This is a genomic window from Microbacterium sp. Marseille-Q6965 (assembly GCF_946151065.1).
Taxonomy (GTDB): Bacteria; Actinomycetota; Actinomycetes; order Actinomycetales; family Microbacteriaceae; genus Microbacterium.
In genome coordinates this window covers 265,039-280,901 of record NZ_CAMGZA010000001.1, presented here as the reverse complement: position 1 = coordinate 280,901, position 15,863 = coordinate 265,039, and the positions used below count along the sequence as shown (strand labels likewise).

Below are 15,863 nucleotides of genomic sequence, written 5' to 3'. Positions count from 1 at the left end.
AGACATGGCGACACCGACCCCCGTGCGCCGTGCGTGGCGCGCGCTCACGGGACTCCTCGTCCTGACAGCCGTGCTCGCGGGCGCCAACGCGCTCGGCGTGTACGTGTTCAAGCAGTCCTCCTGGCTGCCCGAGCTCGCCCTCGATCTGCAGGGCGGCACGCAGATCGTGCTCGAGGCGCAGACCGAGGGGGCCGATCCCTCCGGCGAGCAGATGCAGCAGGCGGTCTCGATCATCCGTCAGCGTGTCGATGCGTCGGGTGTCGCCGAGGCGGAGGTGACGACGCAGGGCGCGCGGAACATCGTCGTGCAGGTGCCCGGGCGCGTCGACGACGCGACGCGCGAGCGCATCGAGCGCAGCGCCCAGCTCGAGCTGCGCTCGGTGATCTACGCCGGCAGCGCGGCGACGACGTTCGTGGGCGAGGACGGCGAGGAGACGCCGTACCCCGCACCGGACACGGCCCTGCCTGCCACGCCGTCGATCGAGCCGACCGACGGGTCGGACCCGAACTGGGTGTCGGAGTACCTCTGGGCGCGCTACCTCGCCTTCGACTGCGCGAACCCCGATGTCGACCCCGCCTCGGCCCCGGCCGATGAGCCGGTCATCGCCTGCGACGACGCCGGGTCCAAGTACGTGCTGGGGCCGGTGGAGATCACGGGTGATTCCATCGACGACGCGGCCGCGACCGTCGACCAGACCAACGGTCAGTGGGCGGTTCAGCTCGACCTCGACGACGAGGGCACGCGCGTGTTCGGCGAGGTCAGCCAGCGCCTGTATGCGATCGGTCAGCAGAACGCGTCCGACCCGCGCAGCATGTTCGCCTTCGTCCTCGATGACATCGTCATCTCCGCGCCGCAGATGAACGGCGTGATCATGGACGGTCGCCCGAGCATCTCGGGATCGTTCAACCAGGAGAGCGCCACGCAGCTGGCCGACCAGCTCAAGTTCGGTGCGCTGCCGCTCAGCTTCACCGTCGTCAGCTCCGACACGATCTCGGCCACGCTCGGTGAGCAGCAGCTGCAGATCGGTCTCATCGCCGGCCTCATCGGCCTCGCGCTGGTGGCGATCTACTCGCTGCTGTCGTATCGCGCCCTGGGGTCCGTGATCATCGCGTCGCTCGCCGTGATGGCCGTCCTCACGTACATCCTGCTGTGCCTGCTGTCGTGGCGCCTCGGTTACCGCCTGTCGCTCGCCGGCGTGGCGGGCCTCATCGTGACGATCGGCTTCACGGCCGACTCCTTCATCGTGTACTTCGAGCGCATCCGGGACGAGCTGCGTGACGGCAAGTCGATCACGTCGGCGGTGGAGGACGGCTGGGATCGCGCCAAGCGGACGATCTACATCTCGAAGTCGATCAACGTCCTCGCGGCGGTGGTGCTGTACATCCTCGCCGACGCGACGGTGAAGGGCTTTGCCTTCACGCTCGGCGTGACCACGGCGCTGGACGTGCTGATCTTCGTGATCTTCACGCACCCCGTGATGCAGCTGATCGCCCGCACGCGCTTCTTCGGCGGCGGGCACCGCCTCTCGGGCCTCGACCCCGTGGCGCTCGGCGCCGTGTACCGCGGCCGCGCGGAGTTCAAGCGCTCCGTCGCGCCCGTCGCGCGCGCCCGACGCTCCATGGGCGAGGCAGAGCGACGCCAGACCATCGCCGAGCGCAAGCGGGCCGCGGAGCTCGCGGCCGCCGAGAGACCCGGCAAGACGGGGGAGGGAGACGCCTGATGCGCTCATTCAACGAGCTCGGCAACGACCTCTACACCGGCAAGACCTCGTTCCCGTTCGTCGGGCGGCGCAACCTCTGGTTCGTCATCGCGGTGGCGCTCGTGCTGCTGTCGGCCCTCGTGCCGTTCGTGCGGGGCATCTCGCCCTCGATCGAGTTCACCGGTGGCTCGCAGTTCACCATCTCGGGACCGGAGACGACCGATCAGCTCATCGCCTCGGACGTCGTCGAAGAGGTGGTGCCCGAGTCGGCCGCGAAGGTGACGACGATCGGCGGCCAGGACATCCGGGTGCAGACCTCGCAGCTGGACGATGACCAGACCCGCCAGCTCACCGACGCGCTGGCCGAGGCCTACGGCGTCTCGGCCGAGGAGGTCACGTCATCGTTCATCGGCCCGACGTGGGGCGCCGATGTCACCCGGCAGTCGCTGTGGGGCCTGGGGATCTTCCTGGCGCTGACCTTCCTCATCCTCGCCATCTACTTCCGCACGTGGAAGATGTCGGTCGCGGCGATCGTCGGCGTCATCGACGTGCTCATCGTGACGATCGGCATCTACGCCCTTGCGGGATTCGAGATCTCGCCGGCCGCCGTCATCGGCTTCCTCACGATCCTCGCGTACTCGCTGTACGACACGACGGTGGTGTTCGACAAGATCCGCGAGAACACGCGCGATGACGGGGAGATCTCGGACCGGACCTTCGGGGAGTCCGTGAACCTCGCGGTGAACCAGACGCTCGTCCGCTCGATCAACACCTCGATCGTCGCCGCGCTGCCCGTGGCCGCGATCCTGTTCATCGGGGCGCTCTGGCTGGGGGCCGACACGCTCTCGGACATCTCGCTGTCGATCTTCGTGGGCATCATCGTCGCGACCTACTCGACGCTGTTCGTCGCCGCGCCGCTGTACTCCCTCATGCGCGAGCGCGAGCCGGCGATCCGACAGCGCGACGCGCGGGTCCGTGACGCACGCGAGCGTGCCGCCCGAGTCGCCTGAGCCCCTCGCCCGCGGGCGTAGGATGAACGAGTCCGCGGGCTGGGGGAGGCGAGCGATGGTCGACACCGTGCAGCCGGCGTCGACGTCGTCGCTGCGACGTCTGGTGCCGCGCATCTTCTCGCGAGCGCCTCGCCAGGCCGACCTGGCGAAGCTGATCAACACCGTCAAGGCGAACCACCCGCGCGGCGACCTCGCCATCATCGAACGCGCGTACCGGGTCGCCGAGGAGAAGCACCGCGGACAGAAGCGCCAGAGCGGCGAGCCCTACATCACCCACCCGCTCGCGGTGTCGCAGATCCTCGCCGACCTCGGTCTCGGGCCGCGCGCGATCGCGGCGGCGCTGCTGCACGACACCGTCGAGGACACCGGCTACCCCCTCGACGAGCTGCGTGCCGAGTTCGGTGACGAGGTCGCCCTGCTCGTCGACGGCGTGACCAAGCTCGACAAGGTCAAGTACGGCGAGAGCGCGCAGGCGGAGACGGTCCGGAAGATGATCGTCGCGATGTCGAAGGACATCCGCGTGCTCGTCATCAAGCTCGCCGACCGCCTGCACAATGCCCGCACCTGGGGCTTCGTGCCGCCCGAGAAGGCGAAGAAGAAGGCGACCGAGACCCTCGAGATCTACGCACCGCTCGCGCACCGCCTCGGAATCCAGGCGATCAAGTCCGAGCTCGAGGACCTCTCGTTCGCCGTGCTGCACCCGAAGATCTACAACGAGATCGACAGCCTCGTGAAGCAGCGCACACCGCAGCGCGAGCAGTACGTGCAGCATGTCATCGACGACGTGGGGCGCGATCTGCAAGCGCTGCGTGTGAAGGGCACGGTGTCGGGCCGGCCCAAGCAGCTGTATTCCGTGTACCAGAAGATGGTGGTGCGGGGCCGCGACTTCGACGACATCTACGACCTCATCGGCATCCGCGTGATCGTGGGCAGCGTCCGCGACTGCTACGCGGTGCTGGGCGCCATCCACGCGCGCTGGACGCCGGTGCCCGGGCGCTTCAAGGACTACATCGCGACGCCCAAGTTCAACCTGTACCGCTCGCTGCACACGACGGTGATCGGTCCGGGCGGTCGCACCGTCGAGATCCAGATCCGCACGCAGGAGATGCATCAGCAGGCCGAGTTCGGCGTCGCGGCGCACTGGAAGTACAAGGAGCGGATGTCCGCCACCGGCGGCAAGCAGGACGAGCGCGCCTCGAGCCAGGACATGGCGTGGCTCGCGCGCATCTCGGACTGGCAGGCGGAGACGAAGGATCCCGGCGAGTTCCTCGACTCGCTGCGCTTCGAGATCGGCGCCAAGGAGGTATACGTCTTCACCCCGAAGGGGCGGGTGATCGGCCTGCCCGCGGGAGCCACTCCCGTGGACTTCGCCTACGCGGTGCACACCGAGATCGGTCACCGCACCATGGGCGCCAAGGTGAACGGACGCCTCGTGCCGCTCGAGTCGCAGCTGCGCTCCGGCGACGCCGTCGAGGTGCTCACCTCCAAGAACCCCGACGCGGGACCCAGCCAGGACTGGCTGACGTTCGTCAAGAGCACCCGCGCGCGCAACAAGATCCGAGGCTGGTTCACGAAGGAGCGCCGCGAGGAGGCGATCGAGCAGGGCAAGGAATCGCTGCTGCGCGCCATGCGCCGGCACCACCTGCCGTTGCAGCAGCTGAAGGACTCGCTCGGGGACGTCGCCCACGAGCTGCACTACGACGACGTCTCGGCTCTCTACGCCGCGGTGGGCGAGGGTCACGTCTCGAGCCAATCGGTGCTCGAGAAGGTGCAGGGGCTGCTCGAGACGAGCGAGCCGGCCACCGGCCCGATCGAGCTGCCGCCCCCGCCGACCCAGCGCCGCTCGCGCGGCGGCGAGTCCGGCGTGCTCGTGCGCGGGGCCGACGACATCCTCGTCAAGCTCGCCAAGTGCTGCACGCCGGTGCCCGGAGACGAGATCGTGGGCTTCATCACGCGCGGCTCCGGGGTCTCGGTGCACCGCGCCGACTGCACGAACGTGAAGTCGCTGAAGGAGGACCCCGCACGACTGATCGACGTGTCGTGGGGCGCCACGACGAAGAGCGTGTTCCTCGTGCAGATCCAGGTGGAGGCGCTCGACCGCTCGGGCCTGCTCTCCGACATCACGCGCGTGCTCAGCGAGCATCACGTCAACATCCTCTCGGCCAACGTCTCGACGACGAAGGAACGCCTCGCGATCAGCCGCTACGTGTTCGAGATGGGCGATTCGGTGCACCTCGACCGCGTGCTCAGCGCGGTGCGGCGCATCGACGGCGTGTACGACGTCTACCGCGTCACCTCCTCCTGAGCGCGCAGTCTCCTCAGGATCTCGGGCCGCCGCGGCATGCGGGCGCGGCGCTGCGCGAGCGCGGCGGCGTCGGCCAGGATGGTCCGGTTCCCCGCGAGCCGGCTGAGCGCCTCGGCGCGCGCGGCGACGGCGCCGCCGCCGACGATCTCGTCGCCCGTGAGGTCGACGAGCGTGCGCGCCGGCGTGCTCACACGAACGCCGCCGACCTCCTGCTGCTCCTCGACGGGCAGCAGCGCGTCGCGGATGCGTAGCCGGCCCGATCCGACGCGGCGGCCGCCGCCGGCGGTCGCCCGCTGCGCCTGGCACGGCTGAGGCAGCGTGGCCAGCGCGCCGTGAATCCAGGCGGCGGTGAGACCCACGGCGGCGAGTCCGGGGCGAAGGAGGGGAGCGAGCGAGGCCGCTCGCAGCGCGGGGGTCTGTATCGCGTCGGCGGGCACCCAGCCGGAGCCGAGCGGCACGAGGTCCCCATCGAGTGCCGCGGCGCGCAGCTCGGCGGCCGAGAGCGCGCCGGCGGTCGCGAAGTAGATCCGCATGCCCCGAGTGTCGCGCGCGGTGCGAGGCGGGGGAAGCCCTGTGGATGACGAACGGCCGGCCCCACGAGGGGAACCGGCCGTTCGCGCGGCGCGAAGGCTCAGCCGATGGCGTTGAGCCAGGCGCGTCGCACGTCGAGGGCCTCGCGCGCCTCCGCGGCCGCGCGCTTGTCGCCCGCCGCCTCGGCGGCCGCGAGTTCCGCCTCGAGCTTGGAGATCGAGTCCTGCAGCTGCTGCGCCATGTCGTTGGCACGCGCCTTCGTCTCCGGGTTGTTCTTCTTCCAGTCGACGTCCTCGCGGGCCTTGAGGTCCTGCTCGATGCGGCGCAGCCGGTCGTCGAGGGCACGCTCCGCCTCGCGCGGGAAGATACGGCCGACCTCATCCCACCGGCGCTGGATGTCGGTGAGCATCCGACGGGCGGCGACGAGGTCCTTCTCGGCGGCGACGCCCTGCGCCTCGACGAGCAGCTCCTCGCGAGCGGCGATGCGCGGCGCCGACTCGGCCTGCTCCGCCTGATCACGCTCGGCGCGCGCGCCGTACAACACGTCGCCGGCGGCCTTGAACCGTGCCCAAAGGGCGTCGTCGATCTTGCGGCCGGCGCGGCCGGCAGCCTTCCACTCGTCGAGCAGCGCGCGGTAGGCGGGAATGCCCTCCTCGCCGCGGGAGGCGAGCTCCTCGGCCCGCTCGACGATGCGCGTCTTGCGGTCGCGGGCCTCCTTGTGCGCCTCGTCGAGCTCGGCGAAGAACGCCCTGCGGTGCCGCTCGAAGGTCGCCCGCGCGTCGCGGAACCGCTTCCACAGTGCCTGGGCCGTCGCCTTCGGAAGCCGCGGCCCCGTCTTCTGGTGCTGCTGCCACGCGGCAAAGAGAGCGTCCAGCTCCGACGAGGCCTGCTTCCACTGGACCGTCTTCGGATCGCGCGCCGCCAGCGCCTCGACACGCTCGACGATGCCCGTGCGCTCGGCGACCGCGGCCTCCACCGCCGCGCGGTTGGCGGCCGCCTCCTCTTCGCTGGCCGCGGCGAGCTCGGAGGTGAGCGCGTCCAGGCGCGCGGCCAGGCCGAGCAGGTCGCCGACGGCGGCGGCGCCGACGACCTCGTCCTTCAGCGCGGCAGCCTGCTTGCGCAGGTCCGAGGCCGAGGCGCCGCCGCGCGCGTGCCGCTGCTCGAGCGTGACGACGCGCACCTCGAGGTCGTCGAACTTGCGGCCGAAGTACTGCAGGGCCTCGTCGGGGGTGCCGTCGGGGTACTCGCCGACGACGCGCCACTCGTCGCCCTCGCGCACGGAGACGGCGCCGTTGTCTTCGATCCGGCCCCACTCGCTGTAGTCCTTGCGGGCGACGACGGGGGCCGGGGCGGCGGGCGCCTTCGGCCGCGCGAGCGCGGCGGGCGAGGGCACGGGACGCGGCGTCGGGCGCGGCGCCGGCGACGGTGCGGGGGTGGCCGGCGCGGACTCCGTCGCCGGGGCGGCCGGCTCCGTCTCGTCGGCGGGCTGCTCGGAGGACGCCTCCTCGGGCGCGTCGCTGCGCTCGGGGCCGGGCTCGGACGGGGCCGGCGCGACGGCGTCGTCGGCGGCGGCCGTGACGGGGGCGTCGTCGGCCGGGATCCCGGCGTCGACGGGTGCGGACTCGGGGGTGTGATCGGACGTGCTCACGGAGACTCCTTGGCGGCTGACCGCGGGAAGGGAGGGACGCCGCCCAGCCTAAGGGATGAACGGATCGACGCAGATGGTCAGGATGCGGGTGTGACGGCCGGCGGGGTCGGCTCGACCGCGGGGGTGTCGGAGGCGGGCGTTTCTGGCGCTTCGGGCTGGGGCGCGCCGGGACCGCTCGCGTAGTACAGCGCCTGCGCGCCCACCGCCGCCAGCATGACGAGTCCGGCGACGATCGAGACGACCACGTTGTCGCGCTTGCGGCGGCGCAGCTGCGCGTCGCGCAGGGCCCTGCGCGCCTCATAGACCCTGGCGCGCTCGCGTTCCTCGCGCGTGAGCGACTTCGTCTTCACTGCCACATCGAAGAGCCTACGCGAGAGGCGGCGGCCCACCCTGCAGCAGCCGCCGTCGGTCGCCGCGCGTAGGCTGAAGGCGTGAGCCGATCCGCGCTGTTTCAGGGGCAGACCCCCCTGGCCGTGCGGATGCGCCCGGTATCGCTCGACGAGGTGGCCGGCCAGGCGCACCTGCTGCGACCGGGCTCGCCGCTCGTCGCGCTCGCGGACCCGGAGGCCACGAAGCCGGGAACGGTCTCGGTGATCCTGTGGGGCCCGCCCGGCACGGGCAAGACGACGCTCGCGCAGGCGATCGCGCGCTCCTCGGGACGACGTTTCGTCGAGCTGTCGGCGATCACAGCGGGCGTCAAGGATGTGCGCGAGGTGATGCAGGAAGCGCTGAATCAGCGCGATCTGTACGGTCAGTCGACGATCCTGTTCCTCGACGAGATCCACCGGTTCACGAAGGCGCAGCAGGACGCGCTGCTGCCGGGAGTCGAGAACGGGTGGGTCATCCTGATCGCCGCAACGACGGAGAATCCGTCGTTCTCCGTCATCTCGCCGCTGCTGTCCCGATCGCTGTTGCTCACGCTGCAGCCGCTCACCGACGACGATCTCGGGCGGCTGGTGGACAGGGCCGTGACGGACGCCCGCGGTCTGGCCGGCGCCGTGACCCTCGACGCCGAGGCCCGGCGGGCGCTCATCCAGCTCGCGTCCGGCGACGCGCGACGCGCCCTCACCGCCCTGGAGGCCGCGGCGGGCGTCGCCCTGTCGGAAGCCGCCGACGACGCCGACACGGACGCCGAGGCCGTTCCGGCGGTGACGGCCGAGCAGGTGGCGCAGGCCGTCGACCGCGCGCTGCTGCGCTACGACCGCCAGGGCGACGAGCACTATGACGTCATCAGTGCGTTCATCAAGTCGATCCGCGGCTCCGACCCGGACGCCACGATGCACTACCTGGCGCGCATGATCGAGGCGGGGGAGGACCCCCGGTTCATCGCCCGTCGGCTCGTGGTGCACGCCGCCGAGGACATCGGGCTGGCCGATCCCCGCGCCCTGCAGATCGCGGTGGCGGCGGCCGACGCCGTCGCGTTCATCGGGATGCCGGAGGGGCGCATCCCGCTCGCCGAAGCGGCCCTGTACCTCGCCACGGCGCCGAAGTCACCCGCCACGATCAACGCGATCGACGCGGCCCTCGCCGACGTGCGCGCCGGGCGGATGGGGCCGGTGCCGAAGCACCTGCGCGACGCCCACTACGCCGGCGCGAAGCGGCTCGGCCATGGCAAGGGGTACCGGTACCCCCACGACAGCGAGATCGGCGTGGTCGCGCAGCAGTACCTGCCCGACGCGCTGACAGGCCGACGCTACTACGAGCCGCGACCGCTGGGCGGTGAGCGCGAGATCGGCGAGCGCCTCGACAAGTTGCGCCGCATCATCGACGGCTGACCGGATGCGAGCGAGGAGAGGGACCGCGCGAACGCGATATGCCGGCCTTCCCCTCGAATGGGTTGCTGAGAACACACGCGCTCTGCCAGGGTGAGTTCCGCGGCCGTCGCTCGCGACCTCGACACGGTGCGCCCCGATCCTCCATCCGAAGGGACGACGCCGATGCTGGTGTTCCGCCGTGTGATCCTGCCCGTCGCCTGGCTCCTCGTGTTCGCCGTGATCGCCGTCGGGCTGATCAAGCTCGCGTTCTTCCCCGACACCGCGGGAGCCCCTGCGCTGGGCGGCGGGGAGGTGCCGACGGGCGAGATCGCGGAGCCCCAGGTGTCGGCGTGGCGCGACACCGTGCGCAACGACCTCGAGGTCGCCGCCACGGTGCAGAACGACCCGGCCGTGAATCTCACCGTGCACAAGCCCGGGGTCGTCGTGGACGTGTTCCGCGGCGTGGGTGATGTCGTCGCCAAGGGCGACATCGTGGCGAGCGTGCGCGAGGACGTGGCGCTCGAGGACGGCAGCACCTATGCGCTCTGGAGCGAGGTCGTCGCCACGCAGGGCGGCACGCTTTCCGCGTTGTCGCTCGTGAGCGGCGCGACCGTCGCCCCGGGCGACAGCGTGGGCGCCATCGCGCCGGCGAGCTTCCGGGTCCAGGGGTCCATCGCGCCCGCGGATCGCTACCGACTCCTCGCCGAGCCGACGGAGGCCTCCATCCAGATCACCAACGGACCCGCGCCCTTCACGTGCACCGGCCTCGTGCTCGAGACGCCGCTCCCGGGCGGCGACGGCGAGGAGGGCGCCTCGGGGGAGGTGACCACGACCGTACGCTGCCCCGTACCCGAGGGTGTGCGGGTGTTCCCCGGACTGGCCGCGACGATGACGATCGCGGGCGGCCTGGCGGAGGATGTCGTGGTGTTGCCGATCACCGCGGTGCTCGGCTCGGCCGGCACGGGCACCGTGTACGTGCCGGGCGCCGACGGGCTTCCCGAGGAGCGTGAGGTGACGCTCGGGATCGCCGACGCCGAGAAGATCGAGATCGTCGCGGGCATCGAGGAGGGCGAGACGGTGTACGAGTACGTGCCGACCTCGGTCATCCTCGCCGTCGACGAGCCGGGCGCCTGAGCGTGGTCTTCCTGCACGCGCGCGGCCTGACCCGCACGGTGGCGCTGCCCGATGCCGAGCCCCTGCACATCCTGCGCGGCGTGGATCTCGACGTCGAGGTCGGTGACCACGTGAGCATCATGGGGCGGTCCGGTTCCGGCAAATCGACGCTGCTGAACATCCTCGGCCTGCTCGACGAGCCCACGGCCGGTGTCCTGGAGTTCGACGGCGTGCCCGTGGACCGGATGAGCCCCGGCCGCCGGGACCGCACGCGCGGCCGCAGCGTGGGGTTCGTCTTCCAGCAGTTCAACCTGCTGCCGCGGCGCACGGCGCGCGAGAACGTCGAGATGCCGCTGCTGTACGACGGTGGCCGCGGCTTCTGGCGGCGCCGCAGGCTGGCGGCCGAGATGCTCGAGCGTGTGGGCCTCGGCGAGCGGATGGACCAGATGCCCGAGCGCCTCTCCGGCGGCGAGCAGCAGCGGGTGGCGATCGCCCGGGCTCTCGTGCGCGCGCCGCGGCTCATCCTCGCCGACGAGCCCACGGGCGCCCTGGACGTCGAGACCGGGTCCGTCATCATGAGCCTGCTCGACGAGGTGGCCACCCAGTCGGGTGCCGCGCTCATCACGATCACCCACGACCCGCACGTCGCTGCGCGCGCTCAGCGCGTGTATCGGCTGCACGCCGGGGTGCTCGAGTGGGTTGAGCCGGAGCTCGACGCACCGTCGATCGCGCGGAGCGTGACCGCATGAGGTGGGCCGCGAGCATGGCGTCGTCGCTGGCGGAGGCATGGCAGGAGCTGCGCGTGCACCGCATGCGCGTGCTGCTGAGCCTCATCGTCGTCGCCGTCTCGGTGGCCGCCTTCACCGCCGTCGTGGCGCTCGGGCAGATGCTCAACCAGGGCTTCCAGGAATCCATGGAGCGCAGCTCCGGAAGGCCCGCGCTCGTCAGCCTGTCCGCGTACAACCCGGAGACGGGCGCTTTGCCGGACGCTGCGGTGCTGGACCGCGCCTTCGCTGAGACCATGGAGCGGCACGGGATCGAGTGGTCGAGCCGCGCCGCCTGGCTGGAGGCCGTTCCGCCCGCGGACGGTTGGGCCGAACTGAGGGCCGTCGACGCCGACTTCGGCGTCATGCACCGGGTTCCGCTGATCGAGGGCGCGTGGTTCGGCGAGCGGGACGAGGCGCGGCTCGTGCCGACCGCGGTGATCAACGAGAGCTGGTGGCAGCGGCTCGGCGCCCCGGCGCTGGCATCGTCGCCGCGCGTGGAGATCGAGCTGCAGACGTGGAGCGAGGACGGCGCCCCCGCACCCTCCGGCTCCTTCGAGGCGATCGTCGTGGGCGTCACGCCCGACCAGAACACGGGAGGGCAGTACACCCAGACGGGTTACCTCCTCTATGAGCAGGCCGCCGCGCTCGTCGCCCCCGAGGTGCTCGGCTCGAGCACGCAGTACGAGGCATGGATCCCGCCGGAGACGGCGGAGGAACTGATGGAGTCCATGCGCGCGTCGTTCGGCCTGCACCTGGGTGACGGGTACCTCGTCGACGCGTACCGCATGGACTACGACGCCCAGATGCAGGAGGGGTACGACCCGTTCGGTCCGCTGCTGCTCGTGCTCGGCGGCATCTCGGTGCTCGTGCTGTCGCTGGGCGCCCTCAGCCTGCTCAACATCACGCTCGTGACGACCCGGTTCCGGATCCGCGAGATCGGCGTGCGCCGGTCCTTCGGTGCGACGGGAGCGCGCGTGTTCCTCTCCGTCATGCTCGAGAGCGTCGTCGGCACGGTCGTCGCCGGCGCGGCCGGGATCGTCCTGGCCATCTTCGCGCTGCGCCTGCCGATCGTGCAGGAGAACCTGTTCGCGGGGCTTCAGGACGCGGTGGCGTTCCCGATGAGCGCCGCCGTGACGGGGCTGCTCGTCTCGGCAGGCGTCGGAGCCCTCACCGGGCTCGTCCCCGCGCTGATCGCGATGCGGGTGCGACCCATCGACGCCATCCGCTTCTGAGCGCCGGGCGAGCCCCGTCTGATAGGCTGGATCGGCTCGAAATCCGAGCACATCCCATCTCGCCATCCCCGGCGGCAGTCCGGCGTACGCCGCGCACACGGGGGAGAGGGGTTTGTACGTCCGTCGGTCCGCGAGAGTCGCGGCCACGTGAAAGGGAGTCATGACCACCAAGTCCCAGGACCGCCGCAAGGTCCGCCTGTCGCGCGCGCTCGGCGTCGCGCTCACGCCCAAGGCCGCCCGCTACATGGAGAAGCGCCCCTACGGGCCCGGCCCCCACGGCCGCACCAAGCGCAAGGCTGACAGCGACTACGCCGTGCGCCTCAAGGAGAAGCAGCGTCTGCGCGAGCAGTACGGCATCCGCGAGAAGCAGCTGCGCATCGTCTTCAACGAGGCGCGTCGCACCGACGGCCTGACGGGTGAGAACCTCGTCGAGCTGCTCGAGATGCGTCTGGACGCGCTCGTGCTGCGCGCCGGCTTCGCCCGCACCACCGCCCAGGCCCGCCAGTTCGTGGTGCACCGCCACATCATGGTCGACGGCAAGATCGTGGACCGTCCGTCGTTCCGTGTGAAGCCGGGCCAGACGATCCACGTCAAGGAGCGCTCGGAGAGCACCGAGCCGTTCCAGGTCGCCGCGGCCGGCGGCCACGCCGAGGTGCTGCCCCCGGTTCCGGGCTACCTCGAGGTGGAGCTCGACAAGCTCCAGGCCAAGCTCGTGCGTCGGCCCAAGCGCGCCGAGGTGCCCGTCACGTGTGACGTGCAGCTCGTCGTCGAGTACTACGCGGCGCGCTAAACAGCGCTGCAGCGAAGGGCGCCGGGAGAGATTCCGGCGCCCTTCGTGTCTATACGATGGACTGAACGATCACGTGAGGACGGGTGACATGAAGAACGTGGTGTGGTTCCTGCTCGGCATCATCGGCGGATTCATCGCCGCGCACCTCATGAACAAGGACCCGCGCGGGCACGAGCTGCTCGGTGAGATCGACGCACGCGTCACGGAGTTCACCGACCGCCTGACCGACGCGTATCGCGCGCAGGAGGCGCGGCTCGGCAGCGACGTCGCCGAGTAATCCTCCTCCCGAGACGGACGCCGCGGCCCGAGCGGCGATCCCCGCACGCACCCAGCAAGGACGAAGCACACCCCCATGAAGACCGCGGACATCGCGAAGCGCTACCTCGACTACTTCGAGAAGAACGGCCACACCATCGTCCCGTCCGCATCGCTCGTGAGCGACGACCCGTCGATCATGTTCACGATCGCCGGCATGGTGCCGTTCATCCCCTACCTCACCGGGGTCGTGCCCGCGCCGCAACCGCGGATCGCGGACCTGCAGAAGTGCATCCGCACGAACGACATCGAGGAGGTCGGCCGCACCGCCCGCCACGGCACGTTCTTCCAGATGATGGGCAACTGGTCGTTCGGCGACTATTTCAAAGAAGGCGCGATCCGCTACGCATGGGAGCTGCTGACCACCAGCGAGTCGGACGGCGGCCTCGGATTCGACGAGCGTGACCTCTGGGTCACAGTCTACGAGACGGACGACGAGGCCGAGGAGATCTGGCGCAACGTCATCGGCATCGACCCCTCGCGCATCCAGCGCCTCGGCCGCGCGGACAACTACTGGCACACCGGCCAGCCCGGTCCCGGCGGGCCGGACTCCGAGATCTTCTTCGACCGCGGGCCGGCGTACGGCCGCGACGGCGGCCCGGCCGCGGACGACGGGCGGTACCTGGAGCTGTGGAACCTCGTGTTCATGCAGGACCGGCTCGAGAACGTGCGGTCGAAGACCGAGTTCGACATCGTCGGCGAGCTGCCGAAGAAGAACATCGACACCGGCATGGGCCTCGAGCGCGTGGCCTTCCTGAAGCAGGGCGTCGAGAACATGTACGAGATCGACCAGGTGCGCCCGGTCCTCGACCGTGCCAGCGAGCTGAGCGGCCGCCGCTACGGGGCGGATCAGGCCGACGACGTGCGCTTCCGCGTGATCGCCGACCACGTGCGCTCGTCGCTCATGCTGCTCTCGGACGGCGTCACCCCGTCGAACGAGGGCAGGGGCTACATCCTGCGCCGCCTGATGCGTCGCACGGTGCGCTCGATGCGCCTGCTGGGCGTCGAGGAGGCCACCTTCCCCGAGCTGTTCGCCACCTCGCGCGACGCGATGAAGGCCGGCTACCCGGAGCTCGAGACCGACTGGGACCGCATCTCCGCCTATGCGTTCGCGGAGGAGGAGACCTTCCTGCGGACGCTGTCCAGCGGTTCCACGATCCTCGACACCGCGGTGACGAAGGCGAAGGAGGCCGGTGCGCCCGCCCTTGCGGGCGACCAGGCGTTCCTCCTGCACGACACGTACGGCTTCCCGATCGACCTGACCATGGAGATCGCCGAGGAGGCCGGCCTCGGCGTGGACCGCGACGCTTTCGACGCGCTCATGCGGGAGCAGAAGCGGCGCGCGAAGGAGGACGCCAAGGCCCGCAAGCGCGCGATCGCCGACGTGAGCGTCTACCGCGAGTTCCGCGCGCAGGGTGAGACGGTCTTCACGGGCTACACGGATCTCGAGACCGAGTCGCACGTGCTCGGCGTCATCGTGAACGGCGCGCCCGTGCAGCGGGCGACGCAAGGCGAGATCGCCGAGGTGATCCTCGCCGAGACGGCCCTCTACGCGGAATCGGGCGGGCAGGTGGCCGACAAGGGCACGATCGTCGGTCCCGGGTTCGAGCTCGAGGTGCTCGACGTGCAGCGCCCGGTCGCCGGGCTCGTCAGCCACACCGTCGAGGTGACGCGCGGCGAGGTCGGCGTGGGACTGGCCGCGACGACGGTCGTCGACGCGGTCAACCGCCGCGCCGCGCAGCAGGCGCACTCGGCCACCCATCTCGTGCACGCGGCGCTGCGCGACACGCTCGGCAGGGGAGCGACCCAGGCCGGTTCGCTCAACCGCGCGGGCTATCTGCGGTTCGACTTCACGTGGGGCCAGGCGCTGTCCGAGGCCACGAGGAGCGAGATCGAGGAGATCGCCAACAACGCGGTGCGCGACAACCTCGAGGTCACGACCCGGGTGCTCTCGCTCGACGAGGCGAAGGCGGCCGGGGCCATGGCACTGTTCGGCGAGAAGTACGGCGAGACGGTGCGGATGGTCGACATCGGCGGCCCCTGGTCTCGCGAGCTCTGCGGCGGCACGCACGTGTCGTCGAGCGCCGAGGTCGGGCTCATCTCGCTGGTCGGCGAGTCATCGGTCGGCGCCTCCAACCGCCGCGTCGAGGCGCTCGTCGGGCTCGACGCGTTCCGCGAGCTGGCCCGCGAGCGCGCCCTCGTCGCAGAACTGACGAACGCCCTCAAGACCCCCAAGGACCAGCTCGCCTCCCGGGTGGCGGAACTCGCCGCCAGCCTCAAGGCGGCGGAGAAGCGCATCGCCCAGTACGAGGCGCAGGCGCTGCAGCAGCGCGTTCCCGAGCTGGTGTCGAGCGCCGCGCGCGCGGGTCGCGTGACGCTCGTGGCCCAGCACCTCGGCGCCGTGGGTTCGGCCGACGACGTGCGCTCCCTCGTCACACAGGTGCGGGAGCGGCTCGGTTCGGAGCCCGCCGTGGTGGCCCTCGCCGGCGCGGCGAACGGGCGGCCCGTGGTGGTCGTGGCGACGAACGACGGCGCCCGCGGCGCCGGCGCGAAGGCGGGTGCGCTCGTCCGGGCGGCTTCGGCCGTGCTCGGCGGCGGGGGCGGCGGCAAGGACGACCTCGCCCAGGGTGGCGGCCAGGACGCCGCCGCGATCCCCGCGGCCCTCGACGCGGTGCGCTCCGCGGTGGAGGCGCTGTAGG

At 71.1% G+C, this 15,863-nt stretch carries 13 protein-coding genes; 10 read left to right on the top strand and 3 right to left on the bottom strand.

The annotated features are described in order from the left end of the window. The first annotated feature begins 4 nt into the window (after nt 1–4). The 3 genes from secD to N8N77_RS01365 are packed head-to-tail and all read left to right on the top strand — an operon-like array spanning nt 5 to nt 5,014. Nucleotides 5–1,720 carry a protein translocase subunit SecD gene (gene secD, locus N8N77_RS01375; protein WP_261164041.1) on the top strand — a complete coding sequence of 572 codons (1,716 nt, stop codon included), beginning with the start codon at nt 5–7 and terminating at the stop codon, nt 1,718–1,720. Further along, nucleotides 1,720–2,709 (top strand): protein translocase subunit SecF, encoded by a 990-nt coding sequence (secF, locus tag N8N77_RS01370; RefSeq protein ID WP_261164039.1) that lies wholly within the window; start codon nt 1,720–1,722, stop codon nt 2,707–2,709. The genes secD and secF overlap by 1 nt, the downstream gene beginning before the upstream one ends. Nucleotides 2,710–2,764: 55 nt before the next feature. After that, nucleotides 2,765–5,014 (top strand): bifunctional (p)ppGpp synthetase/guanosine-3',5'-bis(diphosphate) 3'-pyrophosphohydrolase, encoded by a 2,250-nt coding sequence (locus N8N77_RS01365; RefSeq protein ID WP_261164037.1) that lies wholly within the window; start codon nt 2,765–2,767, stop codon nt 5,012–5,014. Here N8N77_RS01365 and N8N77_RS01360 read toward each other — a convergent pair. The 3 genes from N8N77_RS01360 to N8N77_RS01350 form a co-directional block, all read right to left on the bottom strand. Continuing rightward, a complete protein-coding gene (locus N8N77_RS01360) occupies nt 4,993–5,547 on the bottom strand; it encodes a type IV toxin-antitoxin system AbiEi family antitoxin (RefSeq protein ID WP_261164034.1) in 555 nt (184 codons plus the stop codon). The two genes, N8N77_RS01365 and N8N77_RS01360, sit on opposite strands and share 22 nt — an antisense overlap. A gap of 98 nt (nt 5,548–5,645) precedes the next feature. Then, nucleotides 5,646–7,193 (bottom strand): DUF349 domain-containing protein, encoded by a 1,548-nt coding sequence (locus N8N77_RS01355; RefSeq protein ID WP_314732500.1) that lies wholly within the window; start codon nt 7,191–7,193, stop codon nt 5,646–5,648. Nucleotides 7,194–7,270: 77 nt separating this feature from the next. After that, the gene (locus N8N77_RS01350; protein WP_261164033.1) at nt 7,271–7,549 is read right to left on the bottom strand and encodes a dioxygenase; all 279 of its coding nucleotides are present in this window, start codon (nt 7,547–7,549) and stop codon (nt 7,271–7,273) included. 123 nt (nt 7,550–7,672) lie between these two features. On the opposite strand from N8N77_RS01350, the gene N8N77_RS01345 reads away from it, so the two are divergent. The 7 genes from N8N77_RS01345 (at nt 7,673) to alaS (ending at nt 15,862) form a co-directional block, all read left to right on the top strand. After that, nucleotides 7,673–8,968 (top strand): replication-associated recombination protein A, encoded by a 1,296-nt coding sequence (locus tag N8N77_RS01345; RefSeq protein ID WP_261165581.1) that lies wholly within the window; start codon nt 7,673–7,675, stop codon nt 8,966–8,968. A gap of 162 nt (nt 8,969–9,130) precedes the next feature. Next, nucleotides 9,131–10,081 (top strand): hypothetical protein, encoded by a 951-nt coding sequence (locus N8N77_RS01340; RefSeq protein WP_261164032.1) that lies wholly within the window; start codon nt 9,131–9,133, stop codon nt 10,079–10,081. A gap of 2 nt (nt 10,082–10,083) precedes the next feature. Continuing rightward, a complete protein-coding gene (locus tag N8N77_RS01335) occupies nt 10,084–10,809 on the top strand; it encodes an ABC transporter ATP-binding protein (RefSeq protein ID WP_261164031.1) in 726 nt (241 codons plus the stop codon). Next, nucleotides 10,806–12,059, top strand: coding sequence for an ABC transporter permease (locus N8N77_RS01330; protein WP_261164030.1), 1,254 nt, complete (start codon nt 10,806–10,808; stop codon nt 12,057–12,059). The genes N8N77_RS01335 and N8N77_RS01330 overlap by 4 nt, the downstream gene beginning before the upstream one ends. A gap of 160 nt (nt 12,060–12,219) precedes the next feature. Beyond that, a complete protein-coding gene (gene rpsD, locus N8N77_RS01325; RefSeq protein WP_261164029.1) occupies nt 12,220–12,849 on the top strand; it encodes a 30S ribosomal protein S4 in 630 nt (209 codons plus the stop codon). Between the two features lie 88 nt (nt 12,850–12,937). Further along, on the top strand, nt 12,938–13,126 hold the full coding sequence (locus tag N8N77_RS01320; protein WP_261164028.1) for a hypothetical protein: 189 nt from the start codon (nt 12,938–12,940) through the stop codon (nt 13,124–13,126). A gap of 75 nt (nt 13,127–13,201) precedes the next feature. After that, the gene (gene alaS / locus N8N77_RS01315; protein WP_261164026.1) at nt 13,202–15,862 is read left to right on the top strand and encodes an alanine--tRNA ligase; all 2,661 of its coding nucleotides are present in this window, start codon (nt 13,202–13,204) and stop codon (nt 15,860–15,862) included. Nucleotide 15,863: the final 1 nt, after the last annotated feature.